The organism is Methanosarcina flavescens (assembly GCF_001304615.2).
Taxonomy (GTDB): Archaea; Halobacteriota; Methanosarcinia; order Methanosarcinales; family Methanosarcinaceae; genus Methanosarcina; species Methanosarcina flavescens.
In genome coordinates this window covers 1,766,072-1,789,876 of the sequence record NZ_CP032683.1, presented here as the reverse complement: position 1 = coordinate 1,789,876, position 23,805 = coordinate 1,766,072, and the positions used below count along the sequence as shown (strand labels likewise).

Below are 23,805 nucleotides of genomic sequence, written 5' to 3'. Positions count from 1 at the left end.
GACCTCACCTCTCACCGTTAACCTGTATGGGAGTTGGATTTTCCAGATATTTCTCTGGAGTCGGGTAATTAGCAAAGCCCAGAGTATAATACCTGAACCAGTTCTTTACATCAGCTAGCATTTCCTTTTCCCGCTCGTTTTCTACATGTACTTCAGAATAGTAAGTCCGCTTTTCAGGCAGGGACACAACCTCTCCTTTTACAACCACTATTTCGCCATCTTTTACAGTGTATTCTGCTTTCCTGAAGGCTTTTAGAAGAGTTTCGTAGTTGTTTGCATCAAGCTGCTGGGGATTTATGTTATAAACTGTAACGTCTCCGTCAGCACCAACTCCAAGAGAACCTTTCCTGTGCACCATTCCAATGGTCTTTGCAGGATTGGCTCTGGTAAGGATCGCAATATCATAGAGGGAAAGTTCCCGGTTTACGCCTCCGAGTTCACTCCTGTCATTTGCCCATTTATGGCACTCACTGAAAGTCTGTTTCCTGAAAGCTTCGGACATGAGCCAGGTCATAACTTCAGGGTATTTTGTAAACGGCCCGCCATTGGGGCTGTCCGTAGTCATGATTGTTTTCCAGGTGTCGTTGATAAGCAGGAGACATTCAAGCCCCATTGCCCACTGCAGGCTGTGCACAGGGTTGGATTTGAGGTAAGTGAATGGCAGGACACCTGAACCACATTCCATCTCAACATCAGTATTAGACCATTTGTTTCCCGTAAGCGTGTAAAGGTCGTGAATGGCAGGACCGTCACCCGTCATAACGGTTGCTTCCCCAAAAGGAGTGCATCCACTGTCGATTACTACGTGATCTTTGTTGTTTACATAATCTGCAATATCTTTTACTCCGGACTCGCAGTCTGCCCAGGTGGTGCCTGCAAAACTGTTGAACATTAGATGAGTGAGGTATACAGAACGGTCCCTTGCAGGGTTAAGTTTGGTTTCAGCCCATTCCACGTCCATGTTTTGTGTGGTTTTTACTCCATCAGGAATTTTCAGAGAATCCTTGGTAATTGCATAGCAGCCAGGGTGTCCCAGATTATTTGCATGCAGATGGATAGGCATAGGCATTCCAAGAAGCTCATTTACCTCAGTAAGCCCTTTTATTACTTCTCTCGGGGTAATCTCGAAATGGATATTGGCTTCATCGAGAGAACTTATATTTTTACCCCAGCCCCAGTTTTCTACTCCTGCAGGATTGACACACTTTATTCCATAGGTTTTGTGAGTTTTCATCATCCAGGCTACGTAAGCAGCAGCCTTTTCCATGTCTCCGTCCCTGAAGTAGCGCATCAAAAAGAAGTTGTTTCCTAGTACCAGGTATCCCCCCATATCAAGGAGCGGAGTTGCACGCATCTCCTCATGGGTGTGGCGAGCTTCAAAAGGAGGAACGGCAGCTTCAAAAACTGTTGTATAGCCCATTGCTGCGTAATCGTACCCCTGTTTGTATACTGAGGGAACCGTGTAACCTGAACCTGAATGGGTGAGTGATGTCTTCTGGAGATTTGATTTATAATGGTCTTCAGGACGCATCGACCTGCCGGTGTTAACTTTTGCCCCTGCAACGTGAGAGTGAGAATCAACTCCTCCGGGCATAACCGTCATACCAGAGGCATCAATAACCTTTGCGTCTTTCAGTTCGGCCGTAGAGAGCTCTCTTACAACTTTTCCGTCTTTGATAAAAACATCCATTATTTCTCCTTTTATTTCGTTCAGGGGATCAAAGACACATCCATTCTTGATTGCAATAGTTCCTGCCATTTATTCCACCTCTCTTTTTACAAGCCGGATCGCATCAACAGGGCATATGAGGGCACAGGCTCCATCTGCTCCGCAGCAGTCCTGGTCTACTACCGAAATCCTCCCGTTCTTAACCTCAAGAAGGGTTTTCTCGTCCATATCGTTCAGGTACCCTGCAGCAAGTTCATGGCTATTGAGAGCATTTACTGGACAGACGATAACACAATTCCCACAGCCCAGACATGCGTTTTCATCCGTTTCCAGGCAGGTGCGGAGCAGAGCCTCAGGAACAGGAGTTTCAAGCAACTTTTTCTCAAGAACTGTCTTTTTCTCAACATTCGGGAGAATTGCAGTTTTTCTGACATCAATTGCGTTAACAGGGCAGGAAACTGCACATGCCCCGCAGTAAATGCAAGCATCAGGACGGTGACTTATTTTTTCAACTCTTTCTCCAGGCTTAGCCTTTTTATTGAAAATGGCATTTGCAGGACAGACTTCCACACAGGTATGGCAGGTCTGACAGATATTCTCATCCCTTATCCAGCGGCCCTCAAAGGGCTTTTCCACAGAAATTGCATTCACAGGGCACACCGCAGCGCACCAGCCACAGTGGACACAACAATCCAAATCAATATGGGTCCTTCCGACCAGCTTCAGATGTCCATCCTCTGAAATTTCACGTTTTATTTCAATACAGCCTCTGGGACAAATATCCTCACAAAGTCCGCAGTGGACGCAGCTTTCATTTACTGACGTCGGTTTCATTGCCCTGAAAAGGTAGGACATGTCAGTGAGGGATTTTCCTTCCTGTTTCAACTCAAGAGCGCCTGTGGGGCAAACTTTCGCACAAATCCCACAGACAAGGCACTCTTCACTTTTCTTTACTTCGAGGAAATCCGCATCCAGCAACCCTCTTTTTATAGCTCCCACAGCTCCCACAGACAAATTACCTTTAGGGCATGCCTGTACGCAGGTCCCGCAGCCAATGCATTTTTCAGGCTTGTAGACCAGCTGCTTGTCTTTTTTTTCGGCAAAGACAGACAATCGCATATCATCTTGCATTTCGTTTACCTCTTAATGTTATTCTGTGCATGCGCCGCACAACAGTTCATTGTCATGCTGAACGAACATTTCATTGCAATTTTTACAGCACTGTATACGCTTTTTCTGCCGGACTGGAACTTCTATATCTACAAGTTTCCAGGAATACACTTTTTCCCCTGCATCTAGGAGGATAGGCACAATTTCTACATGAGGAAATTTTTCAGTATTAAGGTACCAGGCATGGAGTTTAGGATAGGCTTTAGTCTTCTCAGGATCGAGGATTATTCGGATGCCTTTAATGCTGTGCACTCCTTCAGGCGCCTGTTTGTTTACCGTAACTGCCATTTTTCCCAGATTATTGATCTTCAATCCGTTGTTCCCAATGGTGGCTCCCGCAAGGATTTGAAACGGATCAGGCATGCAGCTTTTTGTCTCGCAGGTCACGTATATACGCTCCCCATTCTGGATATCGAGCTCCCTCCTTGCAATATTGAGCATCTGAATGCCAATTAATGCCCCAGAGGTAAGGAAACCATGAAAGGAGACTACTCTTTCAATTTGGGAAAGCAACTCAGGGTCTGTTACTTGCTCCAGGATTGTCCCCATCTGGTGTTTTTCTTCATCTGAATTTTTATGCAATGTAGACACCGCCGTGAATCTAACCGTTATGTATGTTCAGACATAACGCTGATAAATACGGAAACTCGGGCAAAATTTGCCAAAAGGTGTAGGGGTCCGATGTATCAGGTTATGTAGAAGTAAACATAACAGAGTGGAAGCAACATATCTTAAGTTATTTTTTGACAGGAAAATCAGCCAATTTTACAGGGCTGGGTCAATAGATCCAACTCCCCAAAACTTCAAGCATGAGGCAAAAGTAACAGGACACAGTCCCATACCTGAATTTCAGGGATATGTTAGGACCTACATATCGATAATTAAGCAAGATAATTTATTTCGGTTAAATTCATATAAGCAAGTGATTTATAAAATTATCGATGGAGGAACTTTTCATGGGAGAGAACGAAGAAATAAATATAACTTAAAAGACGGCTGAAAAATGTTTTTATTGGCAGAGTTACTTATATAGACCTGTTTTACGAGGTCATAAAAAGATCAAATTATACGTTTACAAATCTCCTCGGAAGAATCATTTATACTGGGTAGCGCCTTTAGAAAAATAAAGGATTTCGAACTATTTTTATTAATAAACAAAGTTAAAAAGTAAGGAAAGAATCTATTCTTATTAAATCGAAAGAAGAGAAAATCCAAACAATAAAGAGTTCTTGAACTTGCCTGTCTACTTATATGTGTATATAGCTAGCTGTGCAGGCTATAGCTGTGCAGGCATAGCAAGACTTTAAAAAGGAACTTGAGAGTATAAAAGAGCACACAAATTCTAACTACAGGTCAGAGTTTGATTAATTAGAATCAATTAAATACTGGAAAAAAGATTATTGACAAAAGATTGAAGGAACGCCGGAAGAGTTAATTCCTGCTTACTGTAGCCCCCGATACAGTCGCTCCAAATATATGCTCCCATCAAGTTTTATTTCGGAATGGAATCAATCTCTTCCGGGCAATTTTTATCGTACACAGGAGGAACTCCAGAAAGAGTTGTATTTCTCTCTGTATCTGCACCGTCTCCCAAGATATACCCCCTCAAGTATACTCGGAGTAGAATCAACTCCTCCCGGATAGCGCTTTTCTCACATACCATACCGATTTTCTCATTTCTTTGACCTGTTTGCTCCCGTTATATTATACAATGTCCCGATTGTTATTTTAAATTAATTATACGAAAAATTGTTTCTTAACAAAAGTTATTTTCATAGGAAATGTTTTAAAATCGAAAAACAATTAAATATTAATAATGTATTTTTATTGTATCTTGAGGTATTTAAAGAATAAATTACAAATTATTTCTTAAAAAGATAAGACGATGATTTTATATTAAAATCTTGAATTTAAAGCCTTGGATATTATATCCTACATCTCTACAGGAATTTTAAAAAAGAAAGAGTTTATTCTCCTAATTCAGCTATCTCTTTTTCCATTTTTCTTCTTATTATCTGTTCAGAGATCCAGCCAATGGCATTGTAAACAGGATTAACAGGTACATCCATGTAATACTTTGCTTCCGGGTTGAGCCAGCCTTTTTCTTTCCAGTAAGCATAATCAGCAGAACCAGTGTACCCAGGTTTGCCAAAACTTGCCTTCTGCGCACGAAAAACCAGTACATCTTTAAGTCCCGGAGAGCGCCGTTTTTTCTGGAAGGAATTGTAGAACTCAAGTGCGGCTTTTTCAAGTTTCCGGTTATTTTCCTGCTCTTGTTTTTTGGAGATCATACCTGGGGGAGTTATAAGACCAATACTTTGGGATACCTCAAAACCCCATATATCAGCTACCAGTTTAAGGTAATCGAGAACTTCCTTAAGACCCACAGCGCCTGTAGTGGAGAGAAGAAGAGCTTTTTTATCAAAAAACGGGGTCGGTGGAAAATATAAGAAAATCGGTCAACAAAGATTTTCATGAGTGCAGAAACATTCATACCATAAACAGGTGAAGCAAAGATCACGCCATCGGCGGCATGCATCTTTTGTTCGATAAGGGGAACTCCATCTTTAAATGGACAATACTCTTCACCCTTTGCAAGACAGACATAACAGCCGCGACACTGCGACAGGCATGCATCTTTGAGCATCAGGTATTCGAATTCAACGTTGTCCATAGACCGCATGTATTCTTCAATTTTCTTTACCGCTCTATAGGTATTGCCTTTTCGCGGGCTTCCCATGATAACCAGGATCCTCATAACTTAGGCACATTCCTTCTATACCTTCTATATTATGATCTAAGATACCTGAAAATCGTCCATATAATGTTAAAATAGTTCCTGATCCTAACATTTGCCAGATTCAAGAAATTTGCAAGAGAAAGTAAGTATAATTTCTCGATTTGCTTTCAAGGTCTCTACATTGGTCGGAATATCTAAATAAAGTAGCCAGGTAGCTCTGTAGAAAAGAGAGATTGCTAGATTTACAGCAGAGATGGAGATCAGAGATGGAGATTAGAGATGAGAATCAGAGATGAAAATCAAAGAATAAAATACAGCAAAGATGAAAATCAGAAAATAAAAACCTGAGAAAAACACAATTTATAGATTTAAGCGCTGGGTAAATCAGTGAGGTGGTTCATAAGGTTCTATGTAAACGAAGTTCATTACTGGATCAGTTTTGAAGCTGTCCGGCATTTTCCTTCATTTCATAGCACTCCCTTATGAACCAATTATAAGTATATAACTAATATTATAAAAAACTAACGATAGAATATTTAATTCTTTATGTAGTGTCAGACGTCTATATCAGTAGACCTCGTTTACCTGATTTTTTGTCCTGCGAATTGGACCCAATCAATTAGCCTGTGGCATTGTTCTCAACAGTCTTCAGCGAGTCCGGTTTCTTGAGTTTCTTCTTTCATTAATAATTCTTTGACTTTTTTCTTTCAATTAGAGCAGGCTCCGATACTATCTAGAGTACTCGAAGCTTATCTGATCACTTGCTTCCTGCTTTAATATTTTTCAGGATTTCCCGCAGCTCAGGCCTTTTTCCATACATCAGCAGGTAAGCCCTGAAAAGCCGGCTGGAGAGCAGAATCACTCCATGAACCGAGACGAATAGAATTAATATGCTGGCAAGGATCTGATAAAGAGGCACAACAGTAACCCCCATTCTGGCAAGCATGGCTACTGGCGAGGTAAGAGGAAAGAGGGAAAGAAAAACTGAAAATGGACTATCTGGATTTGTAAGGAGCGGCTGCATGAATATAAGAGGAGTTGCGGCTGTAAACGTCAAAATTCCTGCAACTTGCTGGCTCTCCTGAAGAGAACTCGTTATCGCCCCGATTCCTGCCATTAAACTGGCAAAAAAGATGAAGCCAAACACGAAGTAGATGAGAGCGAGTAAGAGAGTAAAAGGCTCGATATTTACAGGAAGGGCATACCCACTTCCGAACACTATTGCCGCAAGCCAGATAAGAATCTGCAAGAGACCGACTGCACCAAGGCCTGCGATTTTGCCTGTAAGAATTTCGGAAGGGGTAGCAGAGGAAAGCAGGATCTCGATTATTCGATTCTCTTTTTCCTCGGCAACGCCACGAAGCAGAAATCCGGATGAAGAGAAAATACTGAAAAGGAGGAGAAAGGCTGTAAGAATAGGAAGTCCAAAGCTGGCAAACATTTCGGTAAGCCTTTGTTCAGAAGGTTCTCCATTTTCCCCTACATTATAAAACTTCATGTTAACCGGATCCCGAACTCTGTTGAGAATGAGCTCATCAACTTTGTCCTTAAGGAGGGAGGTAATAACAATATCCGAGAGCTCGGCCGACAGTTCAATGTCTGGCACAGGCGCCTCTTTTTTGAGGCTATACAGTTCTATTGTCCCGGTCTCAAGAAAATTTTCGGGGATAATAAGATAAGAAGAAATCAGGCCCGTCTGTAAAGCCTGCCTCGCTTCGGAGATTTCACTGTACTTTACAAATTCAATAACTGAGGTTTCTGCTTCAGAAGGTCTCAGAGAAATACCTTCATTTCGGACAGATTCCGGAAATTCGAAGGTGTCAGTCATATCAATATAACCTACTTTCTGGTCTTCAGCCGGAGTCGTTTCTGAGATTATTGCTGGAAGGAGACTGATCCCCGTAAGTAGGAGAGGAAAGAGGAAAGTCATAAAAAGAAATTCTTTATGCTTGATTGTCTTCAAGAACTCGTGCCTGGCAATAATGAAAGTTTTTTCGGGAAAATTACTCATTGAGAGCACTCTCCAGAGTCTCAATAAAGATATCATTCAAAGAAGGAAGTGACTGCTCAAAACGGAGGATGTTTGTTCTCCGAACAAGTTCTTCAAGCAGGATCTGTGCATTTATTCCCATCTCAGGAAAGATTTCAATCAACTTTCCGGATTCTGTTATTTTTTTTATACCTGAAATTTCCCTAATTGCGTTCAAATCTTCTTTTTCTGCAAGCTCTACAATCAGAGAGTTCCTTCCATGTTCCCTCCTGATTTCTTCCACAGTGCCGTAAAGTACTCTCCTACCTTTATTGAGCATAAGAATCCTGTTGCAGAGGGTCTGGGCCTGCTCCATCATGTGTGTGGAAAGGATTACTGTTTTTCCTGCTGCCCTGAGGTCCAGGATCTTAGTTTTAACGATCTTCGTGTTCACGGGATCGAGCCCTGAAAAGGGTTCGTCAAGAATTATAAGTTCAGGGTCATGGATAATCGCAGAAAGAAACTGAATTTGCTGCTGCATCCCTTTGGAAAGTTCTTCAACTTTTTTGTTCTTATATTGATAGAAATCCAGGGATTTAAGCAGGGATTCGGCGTTTAAATGAGCCTGTTTTTTGGGCATGCCTTTAAGTTGTGCAAGATAGACCAGCATATCCAGAAGTTCTGTTTTTCTGTACAGTCCCCTTTCTTCAGGAAGATATCCTATCCTGTTCTTTGCAGTCGGGTTAAGGAGTTTCCCAAAGACATTTATTTCCCCGGTGTCCGGCCTGATAATGTCAAGAAGAAGCCTGATAAGTGTTGTCTTTCCTGCCCCGTTTGGACCAAGTAGCCCGAAGATCTCACCCCGCCTCATTGAAAACGAAATATCTTTAACGATGCTCTTTTCTGAGAAGGACTTTGATACGCTTTGAAATTCCACAGTATGCATCCAGATTAAATACATTCCAATATAAAATAAGTTTATTCGATATTATTGAAAACTCTAATGGAAGCAAAAGCTCATTCGCCATTTAATTAAAGTAACTGTCCGGCATTAAAGAGATTAATGGAACTCAACTAGAGAGAAATAAGGAAATTCAGGAGATAATATGATACCGAAATTAATCATTCACAACAGTATAAGTCTCGATGGCTCCACCACAGGCTTCGAAGCAAATCTTGATGTTCACTATAAACTCCTGAGCGGTTATCAGCCCGATGCCATAATAGTCGGTTCGAACACTGCAAGAACCGGAACCCAGTTTTTCTGTGAAATAATTCCGCCTGAAGAGGAATTGGATTTCAAGAAGCCTGAGATCCAGCCCGATGATCCCAGAGCATACTGGTTGATTGCAGACTCAAGAGGAATCCTTGAAGGATTAATGCACGTTTTCAGGCGTTCCGAGTACAGCAAAGATGTAATCGTCCTCGTCTCGGAAAAGACCCCTGAAGGCTACATCAATTACCTCAAAGAGAGGAACTATGACTTTATCCGGACCGGCGCAGATCGCGTAAATATCAGGCATGCACTGGAAGTTGCAAACGAAAGGTATGGGTTCGAACTTGTAGTTTCGGACAGTGGTGGGGTTCTAAACAGTATATTGCTCGAGCATGGGCTCGTCGAAGAGATCAGCCTGATTATTACACCTGAGATTGCAGGAAGAAACGGGACAAATCTCTTCAGAACCCTGGAGAAAAGTGGTACACGACTTGAACTCTTAAAAAATCAAATTGTAGAAAAGCAGTACGTGCACCTTGTCTACCAAGTTTTGAAAGAATGAGATAACTGAGTACGCGGTTTTAGTACAGGTCTTTAAACTTAACAGATCTAAGTGACCCTGAATACTAAGCCCACTACAGTAGCGAAGATTATCTTTATAAATAAGAGATCCTGTGAGGCATCTTTGCCCTGGTAAAAAAGGCTTCAGGATAATCTACCTGGTCTCCTCTACATAAGAAAGAGAGAAAAATCAAAAACTTTTGACAAAAGTTTTTAAGAAAAAGTTTTTTCTAAAAAAATTTTCCAGATAAGGCTCAGGTGAATCTTTCTTACGTCCTTTTCGGTACAATGTGGAAACTAATAACGATAGAAAGAAAATTATAAATAGGAGGGAATAATATTCCGAGGGCGTTACTTCTTATTCCGGAGAGAATATATTTGAGAACAAACTTCCGAATGAATTCATGGGTAAAGCCGAAAATTTACGAAGTGTCTTTAGAAGTCCTGTTCTCAAAAGAATACCCTTAAAAAGCTTATTGTTACAGAATGCCCTGAGAAGTTTAATCCAGAAATAATAAATGAGTTGCCCTACATTTATGAGCTAATCAAAAATTTCTCAAAAATCAGTATAAAGGCAGCAAAATTTGCTGTAGAGAACTTAGTGTCAGAGTTTATGAATCCTGTATTGTTGAGGATTCAAAAATGTGAAAGGTCGTAGGGACGATGGATCTGGCCAAAAGTAATCCTGAAAGCAACCTAAGAGAAAAAGCCTGAGAATAAAAAAAATAAATTTGGAAAAGAACTTTTAAAAAGATAGAATAAAAGCAGGAAGAACTGGAAAAAAGCATTTAACTTAAAGAAAATAAATGCTTTTTGGAAAAAGATATAAAGGATCAATTGAAAAGTAGCGCAGTAATAACTGCGAGAAGTTCCTTCAAAGTTCTTCTGGAGGAAGAGAGAATTTTTGCTAACTCAGACCGCTTTCTGAAAAGAAATAAAGGAGAAGTATCTCTTTATACCTAAAAACTTCCCGGGGAGATGGAATAGAATGAAAGTATCACTTATTGATCTGGCATTTCTTTCAGAAAAAAGGAAAGATGTATTGCTCTTGCTGGAAGAGGGGCCTAAAACAGGAGATGAAATAAAAACGGCTCTCAATGTCAATTCGACATCAATTATGCCCCAGATCAAAAAGTTAAAAGAAGGACGTCTAATAGTACAGGATGAGAGAAATACCTATAGGCTCTCCGAGATGGGAGAGATAGTAGTCGAAAAAATGGAACCTCTACTGAATACTGTAAGAGTTTTTGAGGAGAATTACGATTATTGGACAAATCATGACTTTTCTGCAATTCCCGAACATCTTCTTAACAGGATTGATGAGCTGGGGAACTATTTCATGCTTGAAGCCGACCTTAACCGACTTTTTGAAGTACCTGAAGATTTTAAAAAGAATCTTTTGGAATCAAAAGATGTAAAAATGTTCCTTTCATATTTCAATCCTCTTCACGTTGAGATGTACCTGGAACTTGCAGGAAAAGGAGCTGCAGTATGTCTTATCCTGACAGAACCCGTTTTTGACAGGATGAAAAAGGATTACTACGAAGATCTGAAATATCTTGTGGAATCAGAAAACGTTCAGATATATGTCTGTGACAAAAATGTAACCCTCAAAAACGTGGTGACAGAGCGTTTCTGCTCGCTTGTGCTTTTCGACAAAAAAGGAAAGTTCGACCATCAACGGCTCATGAGTTTTGATGAAAGCGCACTCAAATGGTGTGAAGAACTCTTTTTGCATTATAAAGACCTCTCCACACGACTGGAGAAACTATAACCCCCCTTTCGAAGTCAGGATGAGCTTTCGTCCAGATACTTACCTATCAAAGCCCTGAATTTGTGAATATCAATGGGTTTGGAGACATAGTCCACACAGCCCATTTCTATGAAATGCTCCTCACTGCCTTTCATAGCATGGGCCGTAACTGCTATCACAGGGATATCTACAGTCGCAGGGTTCTTCTTAATTCGATCGAGAACTTCAAGCCCATCCATCTTTGGAAGTTGTATATCTAGCAGAATAAGATCGAACTTTTCTTCAGCAAGGCGTTCAAGCGCCTTTATTCCATCTTCGGCTTTAGTTATATTGTGCCCGTATAGTTCCAGAAGATCCATAATCAGTTCCATGTTCATTGGATTATCTTCGACAATAAGGATTTTCTTCATCATTAAGCCTCTTCAGCATAGCTAATTGTTCTATTCTATTAATTAACTCTTTTCTTCCGAAAGTGCCCTTTTTCATAATAGAAATAAGGTAACTTTTCAGTTCATTGTTCAATTCTTCAAGATTCTTCCCGGTAAGTTCGCTGGAAGTGCATACAATAAGAGGGATATCTTTTGTACGTATATCAGCTCTCATGCTGGATATCAGGTCAAACCCACTGATTTCCGGCATCATGAGGTCAACAATCAGTATGTCCGGCTGAGGGTTTGAGAAAAGCTTTTGTAGGCCCTCCCTTCCACTGTAAGCTTTGATAACCTCAAAACCTTCGGACTCAATCATTGAGCTTAGCAGTTCTACAGTATATCCATCATCATCCACGATAAGAACTTTAGGAAATTCGAACCGGAACTTCCCAGTAATTTCTTTGAGGGAATTTACCAGCTCAACCCTTTTTATCGGTTTTGTAAAGGAGTATGTTGCTCCAAGTGTAATTCCAAGCTCGTTGTTATTAGTCATGGGGATGATAAACACAAGTATGGAAGCTGTGTGAGGATCATTCTTCAATTGCTTCAAAACAAGCCCGCCATTAGTGTCCGGCAGGAAAACATCTAGGGTAATAATATCGGGTTTCAGGTTCTTTGCAACCCTCAAAACATTTTTTCCGCTATAAAGGGTAGCTACACTGTATCCAGCGTCCTTAATAATAACTGAGAGAAGTTTATTGGAACTTTTGTCATCTTCGACTACCAGGACAAGTTCCTGTTTAGAGTCTTCCTCTCTAGGTAAGTAGACTTCGGGCATCTCGAGTTCTTCCTGCAAATCCTCCGCACTTTCTTTTACTGAAAGTGCTGCTGCTTTGCTCATCTCAAACTCTATCATTACATTCAAGTTCCATCTCTTTGGCTTTTCTGAGCTCTAAGGGTTTCCTGAGAGGAATCGCAAAGGTGAAGTTGCTGCCTTTCCCAGGTTCGCTCTCAACCCAGATATCTCCCTGATGCAGGCTCACGAGCTTCTTCACAAGAGCAAGTCCAAGTCCTGTGCCGCAGTATTGTTTGGTTGCTGACTTACTAAGTTGGGTAAAGGGCTGGAAAAGTTTTAACTGATCTTCAGCAGAAATGCCTATACCGGTATCTATGATTGAAATAAGCGCTCGATTGCCGCTCTTCTTGCAGTAGATCAAGACTTTTCCACCGGCTGGGGTAAATTTGATTGCATTGCTTATAAGGTTGTAAAGTATCTGAATCAGTCGACCTCTGTCGGCCTCAAGCGTAGTAAGGTCGGATTCTATATTAAAAGTCACTTCAAGAGCTTTTACCTGCATAAGAGGAGAAAGAACGGCTTTAACTTCTTCAAAAATGGAGTTGATCGAAAACTCACTATAGTGGAGTTCCATTCTTCCGGCTTCTACTTTTGAAAGGTCAAGAATATCGTTTATGAGCATCAGCAAATGCTTCCCACTTGTAGAAATATTGCTTACGTATTTGTACTGCTTTTCATTAAGCTCGCCAAAAGCCTTCTCAAGGAGAATATCCGAAAATCCTATAATGGAATTCAAAGGCGTTCTCAACTCATGGCTCATGTTTGCAAGAAATTCACTTTTGGTATTATTGGCGGCTTCAGCTTCAAGTTTTGCCTGAAGCAATTTTTCTTCCGAACGCCGATGTGTAGTGATATCTAGACCTGTTTTCAGAATCCCGGTAATCTTGCCATCTTCATTCTTTATGGGAATTGCGCTAACTGCCCAGGTCTTCCCGTCCATGGTAACTACTTCCCCGAACTCTTCATTCCCGGACTCCAATACTCTCAATACAGGAGATTTGCCTGGTTTCTCTTTATATAATATATATATGTCCTGATAATTTCGCCCGATAACGTCTTCAAGTTTCATGCCCATGTGGTCAAGAGCCGCTTTATTCAACCATATTATTTTCAACTCGGAATCCATAAAGACTACAAGTTCAGTGAGAGAATCGAGAATCACCATTTTTTCATGTTCCTGAGCTTTGAACTTATCAGAAGTAGTTCTCAGGCGGTCAAGTGTCTGGTTTATTCCTTCAGACAGCCTTGAGAGTTCATCATCCCCATCCACAGAAAATCGTTCGGAGAAATTCTCATCTGTCCTCGCCTTTCTCACAAAATTATCAATTGCGACTATCCGGGATATCACTTCCCTGTCAAGAAGAAACTTAAAACTAGCCCCAGTAATAAGTCCTGCGAGCAAAAGTAAAAATACCAGGTATCGGAGAACCTTCTGTCCCTCGGCATAGATAGTGCTGGCGGTGTCAGACTGGATTACAACAATCGGACTTCCGGAAATATCTTTAATGACAGAATAGCTTGTAACTCGGTCTCCGGTTTCATTATACATGAAATTCGGATTTTTGCTTTCAAAAATAGCTTGCTGGAAATCAAGTGAAGAATCTTTAAGATTGTAAAGGGTAACCGTACTTCCTGTACTTTTCTGGATGGATTCAATGAAACTAGAATCAAATTTTTTTCCAAGAATGATCGTACCTGAGACTTCGTTAATTCCGGACGCTGCAAGCACAGGTTGACTGGAGATAAATGCAGGCTCGTTTTCCAGCATGATTAAACCTTTTAAAGGAGTCTCAGCCTCTTTACAGAGGAGACTGCCATCATCTATTCTCTGAAGCACGTCGGGAAGAATAGAAGCATTAGTAGATACTCCTGAATCCGAGACTTTGGAATAAACAATACTCCCTGAACTGTTTACAAGAAAAATGAAGTCGCAACCACTGACGGAAAAAATATCGTCTACTGCAGTCTCACTGAGACTTTGAGGGTGCTGATTGAGCATTAAAGCTCTGACATCATCCCTTGAAGAAAGAGCAGAATTGATGCCTTCAAGGTGTAGAACCTGGAGATCAATAATATCCTTTACCCTCTCTACGTTTTCAGCTGCCTCTTTTTCCTGCAGATCGGAAAAACTGGAATAGAGAATGCTCTGGGATGCAAAAATAACAACTGAAATGAGAAGAGCAAAGATAATATAGATGATAACAAGGATCTTTCCACTAACTTTCATAGTTTAAACTCGATGACGGGTTTCGGGTTAACTGAGTCTGGAAATAAGGTTGGGTTGGGATCTATAGGAAGATTATAGGACAACACTAACAGAATAAATTAAATTATAATCTATATAAAAGTTTTCTCAAACAGTCTTGCCAAAACAATTTCTCTATATTTAAGAACAAGTATAAATACAGACTCTTTTTCACCAGATAAAAGCTTTTGGAGCTTGTATGACGGAAAAAAAGATCTGAAATAGCAAATATGGTTAAAATCCGCTTTAATCTTAGAAGAATAAGTAGAAAGAATTGATCTCAAAACATATATTATTCGTATATTCACTAACAAAATTTTAAGAAAATAATTTTAAGTATCAAATCCAGTACATAACCTGTAAACTATCAGGATAAGTAAAAAATTTGGGCGTCTAGCTGGCATAGAGCATAGAACTATGAGGTCAAAATTTATGACCATATTTATCAAAGAAATAGCAAAAAAAAATTCTTGACAAATAGCTTTTATAAGTTGTTAACTAAAAAAATACCGCACTTTAACGAAATCGTAAGGAGCCTGAGAATTGTTTTTACTGTCGCTGTTCTCATCCCTGCTAGGGAGAGGCAGGAAGGAAATCCAGAGGCACTGTTGGTTTCTCAGGCGAAACCTGTGATTTCTACTGTATTTCTAAGTTATGGACTCTCAGTCCGGAGAATGAGATATTTGGATTGAAAAGTCTATATAATATTATCAAGTAGACTATAAAATTATAATAAAAATAAATGCAAATCGATAAATCTAAAGAAAGGTATGACTATGAGCGAATTTACACTCAAAACGAGACTCTTAGCTGCCCTTGAAGGGAAGCCAGTTGACAAAGTACCTGTTTGCTCCGTGACCCAGACCGGGATTGTAGAACTTATGGATGAAGTCGGAGCCCCCTGGCCTGAAGCTCATTCTGACCCCGAACTCATGGCAAAGCTGGCAATTGCCAACTATGAGCTTAGCGGACTCGAGGCTGTAAGGCTTCCCTATTGTCTTACCGTTCTTGTTGAAGCTATGGGCTGTGAAATCAACATGGGTACCAAGAACAGGCAGCCTTCTGTTACAGGTCACCCTTACCCCAAGGACCTTGAAGGTGCATCCATTCCTGCAGACCTCCTGCAGAAAGGCAGAATCCCTGTTGTACTCGAAGCCATAAAAATAGTCAGGGAAAAAGTAGGTCCTGACGTGCCAATTATTGGCGGTATGGAAGGTCCGGTTACAGTCGCCTCTGACCTGGTAAGTGTAAAATCCTTCATGAAGTGGTCCATTAAAAAGATTGATCTTTTCCAGCAGGCTCTGGATCTTGCCACTGAAGCTGCAATAATGTACGCAAATGCAATGGTCGAAGCAGGCGCAGACGTTATTGCCATTGCAGACCCTGTAGCTTCCCCTGATCTCATGAGCCCTGACTCCTTCAGGCAGTATCTCAAGCCAAGGCTGCAGAAGTTCTCCGCTAGTGTGAACTCAATAACTGTCCTCCACGTCTGTGGAAATGTTAACCCTATTCTCAGTGATATGGCAGACTGCGGCTTCGAAGGTCTCAGCGTTGAAGAAAAGATAGGCAGTGTAAAGAAGGGTAAGGAAGTAATCGGAGACAGAGCAAGATTAGTAGGAAATATTTCCAGTCCTTTCACTCTGCTGCCTGGACCTATTGACAAGATAAAAGCTGAAGCAAAAGAAGCTCTTGAAGGCGGAATTGATGTACTCGCACCAGGCTGTGGTATTGCACCTATGACCCCCCTCGATAATATCAAAGCACTGGTCGCAGCAAGAGATGAGTACTACGCCTGAAAAGGCACTAAAAATCCCCTTATTTTTTCAGGGGCACAGTCCCGGGCTCTATAATTCTTTAGAGCTTCTGGATATCGTGCTCCACTTTGTTTTTCTTGTTTTGACAGGCGGAGTGAGTACTCCAGATCCGGGGCCTTACAGACTGTGAGTTTAGGAGGACTTATCCGAACACAGGATTCAGTATAAATAGCTTGATAGCTTATTCAGCATAAAACTTATTAAAATATATTAAACACAGAATATGTTTGAGATACTGGTTGAATAAATCTTAAACTTTTTTGGAGGAGGTTAAGATATGAGAACCGGAGTTGCAATTGACCTGGGTACTAGCGGTTTTAGGGCCCAGAAGATTGACCTGGAAAGCGGCAAAATCAAAAAGACGGTCATAACGCTGCGAAATCCCTTACCCGGAGCAAATGTAATGGACCATCTTGATTTTGCAATTCATTATGGGCTTGATAAGGCTCACGAACTTTCGGTAACAGCCGTAAAAAATATCCTGACCGAGCTGAATGTAAACTTGGCAGAAATGGAGAGATTTTCAATCTGCGGAAACCCTATCCAGCTTTCCATATTCCAAGGTATTCCAATCGAAGATTTGGCATATGCAGGCGAGCGTAAAAAGCAAAAATACCATATCGAAGAGCAGAATAGAGATGCCCGCGTAATACCTCTGTCCGGAATCGATGGTTTTGAGGAAGCCGTAAACTGTAAACTATTAGTACCTCCGGCAATTAAACATGAAGTCGGAGCCGATGCGCTTGCACTTATTGTAAAGGCCGGCATGATTGAGAACAATGAGATAGCGATTGCAACGGATTACGGGACAAACGCAGAAATGGCTCTTAAAGCAAATGGCGTTATATATACCGGGTCAGCTGCCGCAGGACCTGCGCTTGAGGGCCAGGAGATAGAATATGGGTCTATTGCTTCTCCTCATACAATTTGCGACGTTGAATTTGAGGGCGAAAACCTGCGCTGCTATGTACTTGACCGGGATATGAAGACCACAAAAGCCGACCTTGTAAATCCTAAAACCGGGGAAGTCGTGGAGAAAGGAGAACTGACTGCAAAGGGCATTACAGGTACAGGAGTCATTGCCCTTATAGAGACGGGCATGAGAAATAAGCTCATTATGCTGCCAAAGATTCAAACACCGGATGGCATTATCCATCTACAGGACGGGATAAAATTCACGAGTAAAGACCTTATTGCAGCCGGGAGAGCAATAGGGGCGATAAGAGCCGGACATATCACTCTCTGTGCAGCCGCAGGCATAGAGATGGAAGATCTGCAGGCCGCTCACATGTCAGGAGCTGCGGGCACTTATATGGACGCTGCAAAGGCCCACAAGGTAGGAATGATTCCTTACAATGCGAGTTATGTCTCCCAGATAGGAAATACTTCTCTTACCATTGCCAGGGAAATCCTGCTTTCTGAAGACAGGCTCTGGGAACTGCAGGCGATTGCAAAGGAAATAGTGGGTACCCATGTGATGTTTGCAACCTCCGAGGCATTTAAGGAAGCTTATTTGCTGGAACTTGCTTTCTGGAATGAGGGTATGGCTTTCAAGATGCTTCAGAAGTTTCTGAAAAAGAAAAAACTTCCCATGATCAGCGAACCTTCTGATATTCTCAAAATTGATCGTCAATTTGAAAGAGATATTCCCGAACTCGGAGAAGAAGGGCTTGAGGTACTTGAAAGGGTTGGAACTTACCTTACAATGGTAATTGGAGAATGTGAAGGCTGCCATAAGTGCGTAAAGGTTTGCCCTAACGGAGCCCTTAGAATGGAAGACAACGGGTTTGTAAAAATAAGGACTGACCTCTGTGATGGCGCAAACTGCCAGCGCTGCCTTCATGCCTGTCCAAGTGACAGGTTTAAATGGGAAAACCTGACAGTGGTAGGAAAATAAAGAAGACAAGTTTATTGAGAGTAAAAACGCATAAAGGGAAATAAGCAATAAGCAAGATGAAGGGAGGAGAAAACGTGCAGGTCATTGTGGTGGGGGGGTTTCTGGGAAGCGGGAAAACCACCACTATTCTCAATATGGGCAAGTACCTGGCAGAAAAAGGGAAGAAAGTTGCCATTATCGTGAACGAGATTGGCGAAATAGGGATTGATGGAGACGTTATAAAGAGATTCGGGTTTGATACGAAAGAGATCACAAGCGGGTGCATTTGCTGTTCCCTGAAAGTAGGATTAAGGACGACCGTTACTCTTCTTGCAAAGGAATACAAACCTGATATCCTGATGATCGAACCCACAGGCATTGCCTTCCCGCACGTAATCAGGGATGAGATTGAACTCATGAACCTTGGCGAGCAGGTAAGAATTGCTCCCCTTGTGACCCTGATTGACGGCAGCCGTTTCAAGTACCTTATGAAAGAAGTTAAAGATTTTGCCATGAGGCAGATTATTGATGCGGAAATTCTGGGAATAAACAAGGTAGACCTGATAGAGCCTATCCGTCTTCCCATTCTTGAAGCATCGGTGCAGCAGCTTAATCCGAATGCCAGAGTAGTCCTTCTTTCAGGAAAGGATACGGACGAAAGATTTGAAAATTTCATGCGAATAGTGCTCCCGGATCTTGAAGGAGTGTCCGAAAGAGTCCCGAGTGCTGAATTTACAGGAGAAGCCAAACTCTCCACACTGCAGGAACTCGAAAGTTCTATTGAAGCTTCAAAAGTAGGCAGCTACTCGGCTGAATTTGAGGTTGAAAATGGGGATCTCAGCACTGACGCTGCAAGGGAATTAACAACCGAATTGGTGAATACGATAAAAGCGAAAGTGCAGAAACTAAATCCCGAATTCGTAGGACATATCAAACTCTTCCTGGACAATGGATCGGAAACTGTGAAACAGAGTGTTACAATATATTACGAAGAGCCCCAGGAAGATGTAATCAAATCAAAGGAAGGAGCCGTCCCCACACTTAAAATCCTCTCTGCAGTCTCAAACGTTGAGAAGAAAGCCCTTAAGGGAGCTGTAAACCGTTCAGTCGAGGAAGTCTTTGAAAGAAAAGGAATAAAAGTCAGTAAACCCAAGCTGAACCATGATCATGAACATGGGCATCACGAGAATAGTAAACCTGGAAATCATGGGCATGCGCAGAGGATTTCGAATATTAAAAGTAAAGACAAAGACGAAGAAACGCGTGAGTGAAAGTTAATATTTCCTCACGTCCTTTTTTAATTGTTTTTATAGTATAACTAATCTTTGTAATTTTAACTGATTGCCATAGTTTTAACTGGTTTTCTTGAGCAACCTTTATACCATAAAGCAGAAAAAGCAGGTCAGGCTATATAGCCAGGTGGCAGCAGCTTTTTAAGTACGACAATTGCGAAGGAAACAAGTTTTCGGTTCAGGGGCAGTCGTATCCTGTCACACAAAAACCTTATATACTATAAAATAGTCATCGGTTTTCGTCCGGAAGACGACCCTCAGATCGAGAGAAAAGTAACCTTTCAGACATTATGAAGAATCTGGCTCTGGGTTAACAGCAGGACATCACATAGATCAATAGAAGTCTGCTTAAAAAATTGGAGACAGAACCAGAATAACCTTTGAGGGAAATGTTCAACTTCTGTTTAAAAAAAGATTGAAAAACGGCAAAAAGCTCAAAGTTATTAAGCCCCAGAATAATCAAAAGATCCAAATTTTAGAAGCTCTGATGTATTTTCTGCAGAAACCAGAAAATCAGGTTATCTTTGGGGGAACTGGAGAGAATATCAATTTCATTTGTATGCTTTCAAAACTATGCTTTGACCACCTTATTTTTGCCTGTTTCAAATTACCAATAAATTCAAATCTACTTGATAACCTCCAGCGCTCAAAATAACAATCTCCATATCTTCACCCTCTGCAATAAAGAATTTCCCTGATAAAGGAATAATTGCCCTGTAAATTTTGATTCCATTGTTTAGATCAACGGGGACAAAAAAAATCTTGTTTTTTATAAAATCATTTGCAGAGAAAATTGAAATGAGAATTATAAAATTACAGCTTTTCAAAAATTAGCATCGGTGAAGGTATATGCAATTAAATCCAACTGTGATCTGCAAGTGCATCCCTGAATAATAAAAGGGAGTACACCTATCTGAATTAACTGGAAAAAGGTCCCTTAAACCAGGGAACAGAAGATTGAAGGTCTGTGAACCTGGAAACTAAAAAACCCCTTTAAAATAGCTTGAAAGCGAGAAAAAGGACTGAAATTCAGCTTGCTGAATAGCCAGTACACCACCAAAAGATTACCCAACCCCTCAATGGAAGGAATTCGATCTTGGAGGTTTCGAATTCATTGACATTGTATTCAAGAAGTTTTCGGCTAAAAAGGTTTGAGAACTTCATAGGGATGTATTTGCAGGTTAAGGATCTGAGCAATCCGAGACCTTTTAGCTAAATGGAGGTTAAAATATGTTGGATTTGAAACTGGAAGATATCGATGGCATATTAGTACGTTACAACGTCGCCCTCGAAAAGGAAATGACACCTGACGAAGCCGCAGAAGAGCTTTACCCCAGGGATGAACTCATCTACCCGATTGCAAAAGCCATCTTTGAAGGAGAAGAAGATGACGTTATCGAGGGTCTCCAGGCCGCAATCGATGCAGGCAAGAAGCCAATCGACCTTATTGACGATGCCCTCATGGTAGGCATGGGAGTTGTAACCCAGCTCTACGATGATGGTATCATTTTCCTCCCGAACGTTATGATGTCTGCAGATGCAATGCTTGAAGGTATCGAATTCTGTAAGAGCCAGACCACCGAAGTTCCCGAGCCAAAAGGTAAGGTTGTCTGCCATGTTGCAGAAGGTGACGTCCATGACATTGGAAAGAACATTGTCGCTGCCCTCCTGAGAGCAAACGGCTACGAGGTAGTTGACCTCGGAAGAGATGTCCCTGTAGACGAAGTAATCGCTGCAGTCGAGAAAGAGAAGCCAATAATGCTCACAGGTACTGCCCTCATGACCACCACCATGTATGCATTCAAGGAAGTTAACGATAAACTCCTTGAAAAGGGAATAAAGATTCCATTCGCATGCGGTGGCGGTGCTGTGAACCAGGACTTCGTGTCTCAGTATGAACTTGGAGTTTATGGTGAAGAAGCTGCAGACGCCCCCAAGATTGCTGATGCGATTGTTGCAGGTACTACAGATATCACAGCATTAAGAGAGGAATTCCACAAACACTGAGGAGGGAGCAAAAATGGTAAAAAAATACACTTCGATGGCTTATGCTAATGCAGATGATCTGATTTTCGGGCAGTCAAAATTCCCTGTAAAAGCAGGTCTCGGCCTTGAGATTGGTGGAGGATACACATCCCCCGAAGTTAACTATGCCCCAAGACCTGGAGCCGGTGCATCTAAAGACAAACTCGTAAAAGAGTATGAAAGGATCACCACCGACATTATGGCAAGGATGGTTCAGATCGGAGCTCCCTCTGTAGTGCTTGAAACCGAACACGTTCAGCAGATGTCAAACAACCCTGATTGGGGAGGAGCTGTTGCACATGCCCAGAAGACAATCATGGAAGAATACCATGACGAGTACGGCATAAAATGCGCACTCCGCCACACAATAGGTGACATTCGTGAAGACCGTGACTACCTCCAGCTCAGGGGAGACAAGTACAGCGTCTTTATGGAAGCTTTTGAGCAAGTTGCCACAAATGGTGCAGACCTGCTTTCTGTAGAGAGCATGGGTGGTAAGGAAGTCTTCGACTATTCTATCCTGAGAAACGACACTGCAGGTATTCTCTTCGGCATCGGCGTGCTCGGTAGCATGGACATGGAAATGATCTGGTCCGACATTGCAGCAGTAGCAAGGAAGACTGGCACCGTAGCAGCCGGTGACACTGACTGTGCCCAGGCAAACACAGCAATGTTTATTGCAGGTGGTCTGCTTGACAAGAACCTTGCCCACACGACTGCAATCGTTGCAAGGGCAATCTCAGCAGCAAGATCCCTCTGTGCATACGAAGCCGGTGCAATAGGACCCGGAAAGGATTGTGGTTACGAGAATACTATCATAAAGGCCATTGCAGGTGTCCCGATCACTCAGGAAGGTAAGACCTCAACCTGTGCTCACTCTGACCTCATGGGTAACCTGGTTATGCAGTGCTGTGACCTCTGGTCCAACGAGTCCGTTGAATACCACGGTGAGTTTGGTGGTACGACTGTCCAGTGCTGGTCCGAGACCCTGGCATACGACTGTTCCATGATGAATGTTGCCCTTAAAACTGGAAAGGCAAAGGACCTCAGGGACATTCTCGTGCTCTCTGACAAGTACAGAGATCCACAGGGCTATGTGCTTGCATACGACAACGCCTACAAGATCGGACAGGCAATCGCAAAGGATGGAGAGAACAACTATCTCAGATCAAGGAACGCTGCAATCGAATGTTGCAATATCATTGAAGAGGGTGTCAACTCTGGCAAGCTCAAACTCACAAGATTCGAGACCAATGCACTTGCAAAGGTTAAGGCTGATCTCGAGGCCCTCACCGATGATGCTGACAAGTTCATGAGCGACAATCTGACCAAGTTCAAACAGGAAGTTGCAGTTTTCAAATCCGAAAACTATGGGCTCTAAGCCCTAAACTTCTTTTTTTTCGATTTTTTGGAAAAAAGGCTTTGTCAGGTGGAACAATGAGTGAAAACGTAGGAACTGCTACCATAATAGTTGACAAGACTGCAAATGCTGCTCCCCTTGGTTTTACTGGCCTTGGACTTGCCGCAATTCTGTTGAGTCTGAGCTACATAGGGATATACCCCGTAGAATCAATGATTGTCTCCATGGCAATATTTCTGGGTGGGTTTGCTCAGGTATTTGCAGGAATTATGTCCTGGAAAAAAGGAGATATTTTTGCAGGGACTGCATTCTCAGCTTTCGGCCTATTCTGGTTCTCGCTGGCAGGATTGCTTATTATGCCTGCAATCGGCTGGGCTGATGCCTCCTCCGGAACTGCTATGGCTGCGTATCTCTTTATCTGGGGCGTTTATACCTTTGTTATGCTGTTAGTTACTATGAAAATCGGAATCCGTGCTCTTCAGTTTGTGTTTGTTACGTTATTTTTATTATTCATGTTGCTGGCTGTTGTAAATGCAACCGGAAGTGCAGGGTTGCTTGTAGTAGCTGGTTATGTAGGACTTGTTATGGGTCTTGGGGCCCTGTATATAGCTGTGGGCACGGTAATGAACGAGATCCACGGAAAAACTGTAATCCCGCTCTAAGATAAGTAATCAGCATTTACTAATAATAAATAAGACCCAATAAATAAGACCCTCGAACACCTGGGGAAAAGAACCTGCGCCAACCTCGAAATCTGTATGAAACCCATAAAAATAGCAGGAAAAAACCGAAGAAGCAATCAGGATAAACTTTCAGGCAAGCACGGACTTCAGATCGGTGTTTTCAGTCCTCCAGAATACTGCTGTCTGAATGGCTAAACTCCTTTGT

At 41.9% G+C, this 23,805-nt stretch carries 20 protein-coding genes; 9 read left to right on the top strand and 11 right to left on the bottom strand.

Going from position 1 to position 23,805, the window contains the following annotated elements; genetic code table 11:
* Positions 1-4: 4 nt before the first annotated feature.
* From AOB57_RS07955 to AOB57_RS07945, 3 genes are read right to left on the bottom strand one after another with little or no spacing between them, the layout of a single operon-like run.
* Complete coding sequence (locus tag AOB57_RS07955) at positions 5-1,759, bottom strand: formylmethanofuran dehydrogenase subunit A (protein WP_054299606.1); 1,755 nt, start codon at positions 1,757-1,759, stop codon at positions 5-7.
* Entirely contained in the window at positions 1,760-2,800 is a 1,041-nt protein-coding gene (locus AOB57_RS07950) for a 4Fe-4S binding protein (RefSeq protein ID WP_054299607.1), read from the bottom strand.
* An 18-nt stretch (positions 2,801-2,818) separates the two neighbouring features.
* Positions 2,819-3,430 (bottom strand): FmdE family protein, encoded by a 612-nt coding sequence (locus tag AOB57_RS07945; protein WP_226999438.1) that lies wholly within the window; start codon positions 3,428-3,430, stop codon positions 2,819-2,821.
* Positions 3,431-3,554: 124 nt separating this feature from the next.
* Here AOB57_RS07945 and AOB57_RS07940 point away from each other — a divergent pair, with 124 nt between their 5' ends.
* Entirely contained in the window at positions 3,555-3,839 is a 285-nt protein-coding gene (locus AOB57_RS07940) for a hypothetical protein (protein WP_054299609.1), read from the top strand.
* A 967-nt stretch (positions 3,840-4,806) separates the two neighbouring features.
* On the opposite strand, the gene AOB57_RS14520 is transcribed toward AOB57_RS07940, so the two are convergent.
* The 4 genes from AOB57_RS14520 to AOB57_RS07925 all read right to left on the bottom strand — a co-directional run bounded on the left by AOB57_RS14520 (position 4,807) and on the right by AOB57_RS07925 (position 8,494).
* A complete protein-coding gene (locus tag AOB57_RS14520; protein WP_226999437.1) occupies positions 4,807-5,226 on the bottom strand; it encodes a hypothetical protein in 420 nt (139 codons plus the stop codon).
* Entirely contained in the window at positions 5,187-5,597 is a 411-nt protein-coding gene (locus tag AOB57_RS14515; RefSeq protein ID WP_226999436.1) for a flavodoxin family protein, read from the bottom strand. Before AOB57_RS14515 ends, AOB57_RS14520 begins: the two co-directional genes overlap by 40 nt.
* 739 nt (positions 5,598-6,336) lie before the next feature.
* Complete coding sequence (locus tag AOB57_RS07930; protein ID WP_226999435.1) at positions 6,337-7,590, bottom strand: ABC transporter permease; 1,254 nt, start codon at positions 7,588-7,590, stop codon at positions 6,337-6,339.
* Complete coding sequence (locus AOB57_RS07925) at positions 7,583-8,494, bottom strand: ABC transporter ATP-binding protein (RefSeq protein WP_054299611.1); 912 nt, start codon at positions 8,492-8,494, stop codon at positions 7,583-7,585. The genes AOB57_RS07930 and AOB57_RS07925 overlap by 8 nt, the downstream gene beginning before the upstream one ends.
* A gap of 160 nt (positions 8,495-8,654) precedes the next feature.
* Here AOB57_RS07925 and AOB57_RS07920 point away from each other — a divergent pair, with 160 nt between their 5' ends.
* On the top strand, positions 8,655-9,326 hold the full coding sequence (locus AOB57_RS07920; RefSeq protein ID WP_054299612.1) for a dihydrofolate reductase family protein: 672 nt from the start codon (positions 8,655-8,657) through the stop codon (positions 9,324-9,326).
* 987 nt (positions 9,327-10,313) lie between these two features.
* Positions 10,314-11,099 carry a helix-turn-helix transcriptional regulator gene (locus tag AOB57_RS07915; RefSeq protein ID WP_054299613.1) on the top strand — a complete coding sequence of 262 codons (786 nt, stop codon included), beginning with the start codon at positions 10,314-10,316 and terminating at the stop codon, positions 11,097-11,099.
* Between the two features lie 14 nt (positions 11,100-11,113).
* Here AOB57_RS07915 and AOB57_RS07910 read toward each other — a convergent pair whose 3' ends face one another.
* From AOB57_RS07910 to AOB57_RS07905, 3 genes are read right to left on the bottom strand one after another with little or no spacing between them, the layout of a single operon-like run.
* Positions 11,114-11,488 carry a response regulator gene (locus AOB57_RS07910; RefSeq protein ID WP_054299614.1) on the bottom strand — a complete coding sequence of 125 codons (375 nt, stop codon included), beginning with the start codon at positions 11,486-11,488 and terminating at the stop codon, positions 11,114-11,116.
* Positions 11,460-12,350 (bottom strand): response regulator, encoded by an 891-nt coding sequence (locus AOB57_RS14510; protein ID WP_226999434.1) that lies wholly within the window; start codon positions 12,348-12,350, stop codon positions 11,460-11,462. Before AOB57_RS14510 ends, AOB57_RS07910 begins: the two co-directional genes overlap by 29 nt.
* 1 nt (position 12,351) lies before the next feature.
* Positions 12,352-14,532 (bottom strand): sensor histidine kinase, encoded by a 2,181-nt coding sequence (locus tag AOB57_RS07905; RefSeq protein ID WP_226999433.1) that lies wholly within the window; start codon positions 14,530-14,532, stop codon positions 12,352-12,354.
* Positions 14,533-15,326: 794 nt separating this feature from the next.
* On the opposite strand from AOB57_RS07905, the gene mtaA reads away from it, so the two are divergent.
* The 3 genes from mtaA to AOB57_RS07890 all read left to right on the top strand — a co-directional run bounded on the left by mtaA (position 15,327) and on the right by AOB57_RS07890 (position 19,511).
* Entirely contained in the window at positions 15,327-16,346 is a 1,020-nt protein-coding gene (mtaA, locus tag AOB57_RS07900; protein WP_193726260.1) for a methylcobamide:CoM methyltransferase MtaA, read from the top strand.
* A gap of 295 nt (positions 16,347-16,641) precedes the next feature.
* Positions 16,642-18,261, top strand: a complete 1,620-nt coding sequence (locus AOB57_RS07895; RefSeq protein WP_054299616.1) for a methylamine methyltransferase corrinoid protein reductive activase — start codon at positions 16,642-16,644, stop codon at positions 18,259-18,261.
* Positions 18,262-18,335: 74 nt separating this feature from the next.
* Complete coding sequence (locus AOB57_RS07890; protein ID WP_054299876.1) at positions 18,336-19,511, top strand: GTP-binding protein; 1,176 nt, start codon at positions 18,336-18,338, stop codon at positions 19,509-19,511.
* 623 nt (positions 19,512-20,134) lie between these two features.
* Here AOB57_RS07890 and AOB57_RS07885 read toward each other — a convergent pair.
* Positions 20,135-20,359: a hypothetical protein gene (locus tag AOB57_RS07885; protein ID WP_054299617.1), complete on the bottom strand. Its 225-nt coding sequence runs from the start codon at positions 20,357-20,359 to the stop codon at positions 20,135-20,137.
* A gap of 403 nt (positions 20,360-20,762) precedes the next feature.
* On the opposite strand from AOB57_RS07885, the gene mtaC reads away from it, so the two are divergent.
* The 3 genes from mtaC to AOB57_RS07870 are packed head-to-tail and all read left to right on the top strand — an operon-like array spanning position 20,763 to position 23,579.
* Positions 20,763-21,539, top strand: coding sequence for a methanol--corrinoid protein MtaC (mtaC, locus tag AOB57_RS07880; protein WP_054299618.1), 777 nt, complete (start codon positions 20,763-20,765; stop codon positions 21,537-21,539).
* 13 nt (positions 21,540-21,552) lie between these two features.
* Positions 21,553-22,938: a methanol--corrinoid protein co-methyltransferase MtaB gene (gene mtaB / locus AOB57_RS07875; RefSeq protein WP_054299619.1), complete on the top strand. Its 1,386-nt coding sequence runs from the start codon at positions 21,553-21,555 to the stop codon at positions 22,936-22,938.
* A gap of 56 nt (positions 22,939-22,994) precedes the next feature.
* Positions 22,995-23,579: an acetate uptake transporter gene (locus tag AOB57_RS07870; RefSeq protein WP_054299620.1), complete on the top strand. Its 585-nt coding sequence runs from the start codon at positions 22,995-22,997 to the stop codon at positions 23,577-23,579.
* The last annotated feature ends 226 nt before the right edge of the window (positions 23,580-23,805 follow it).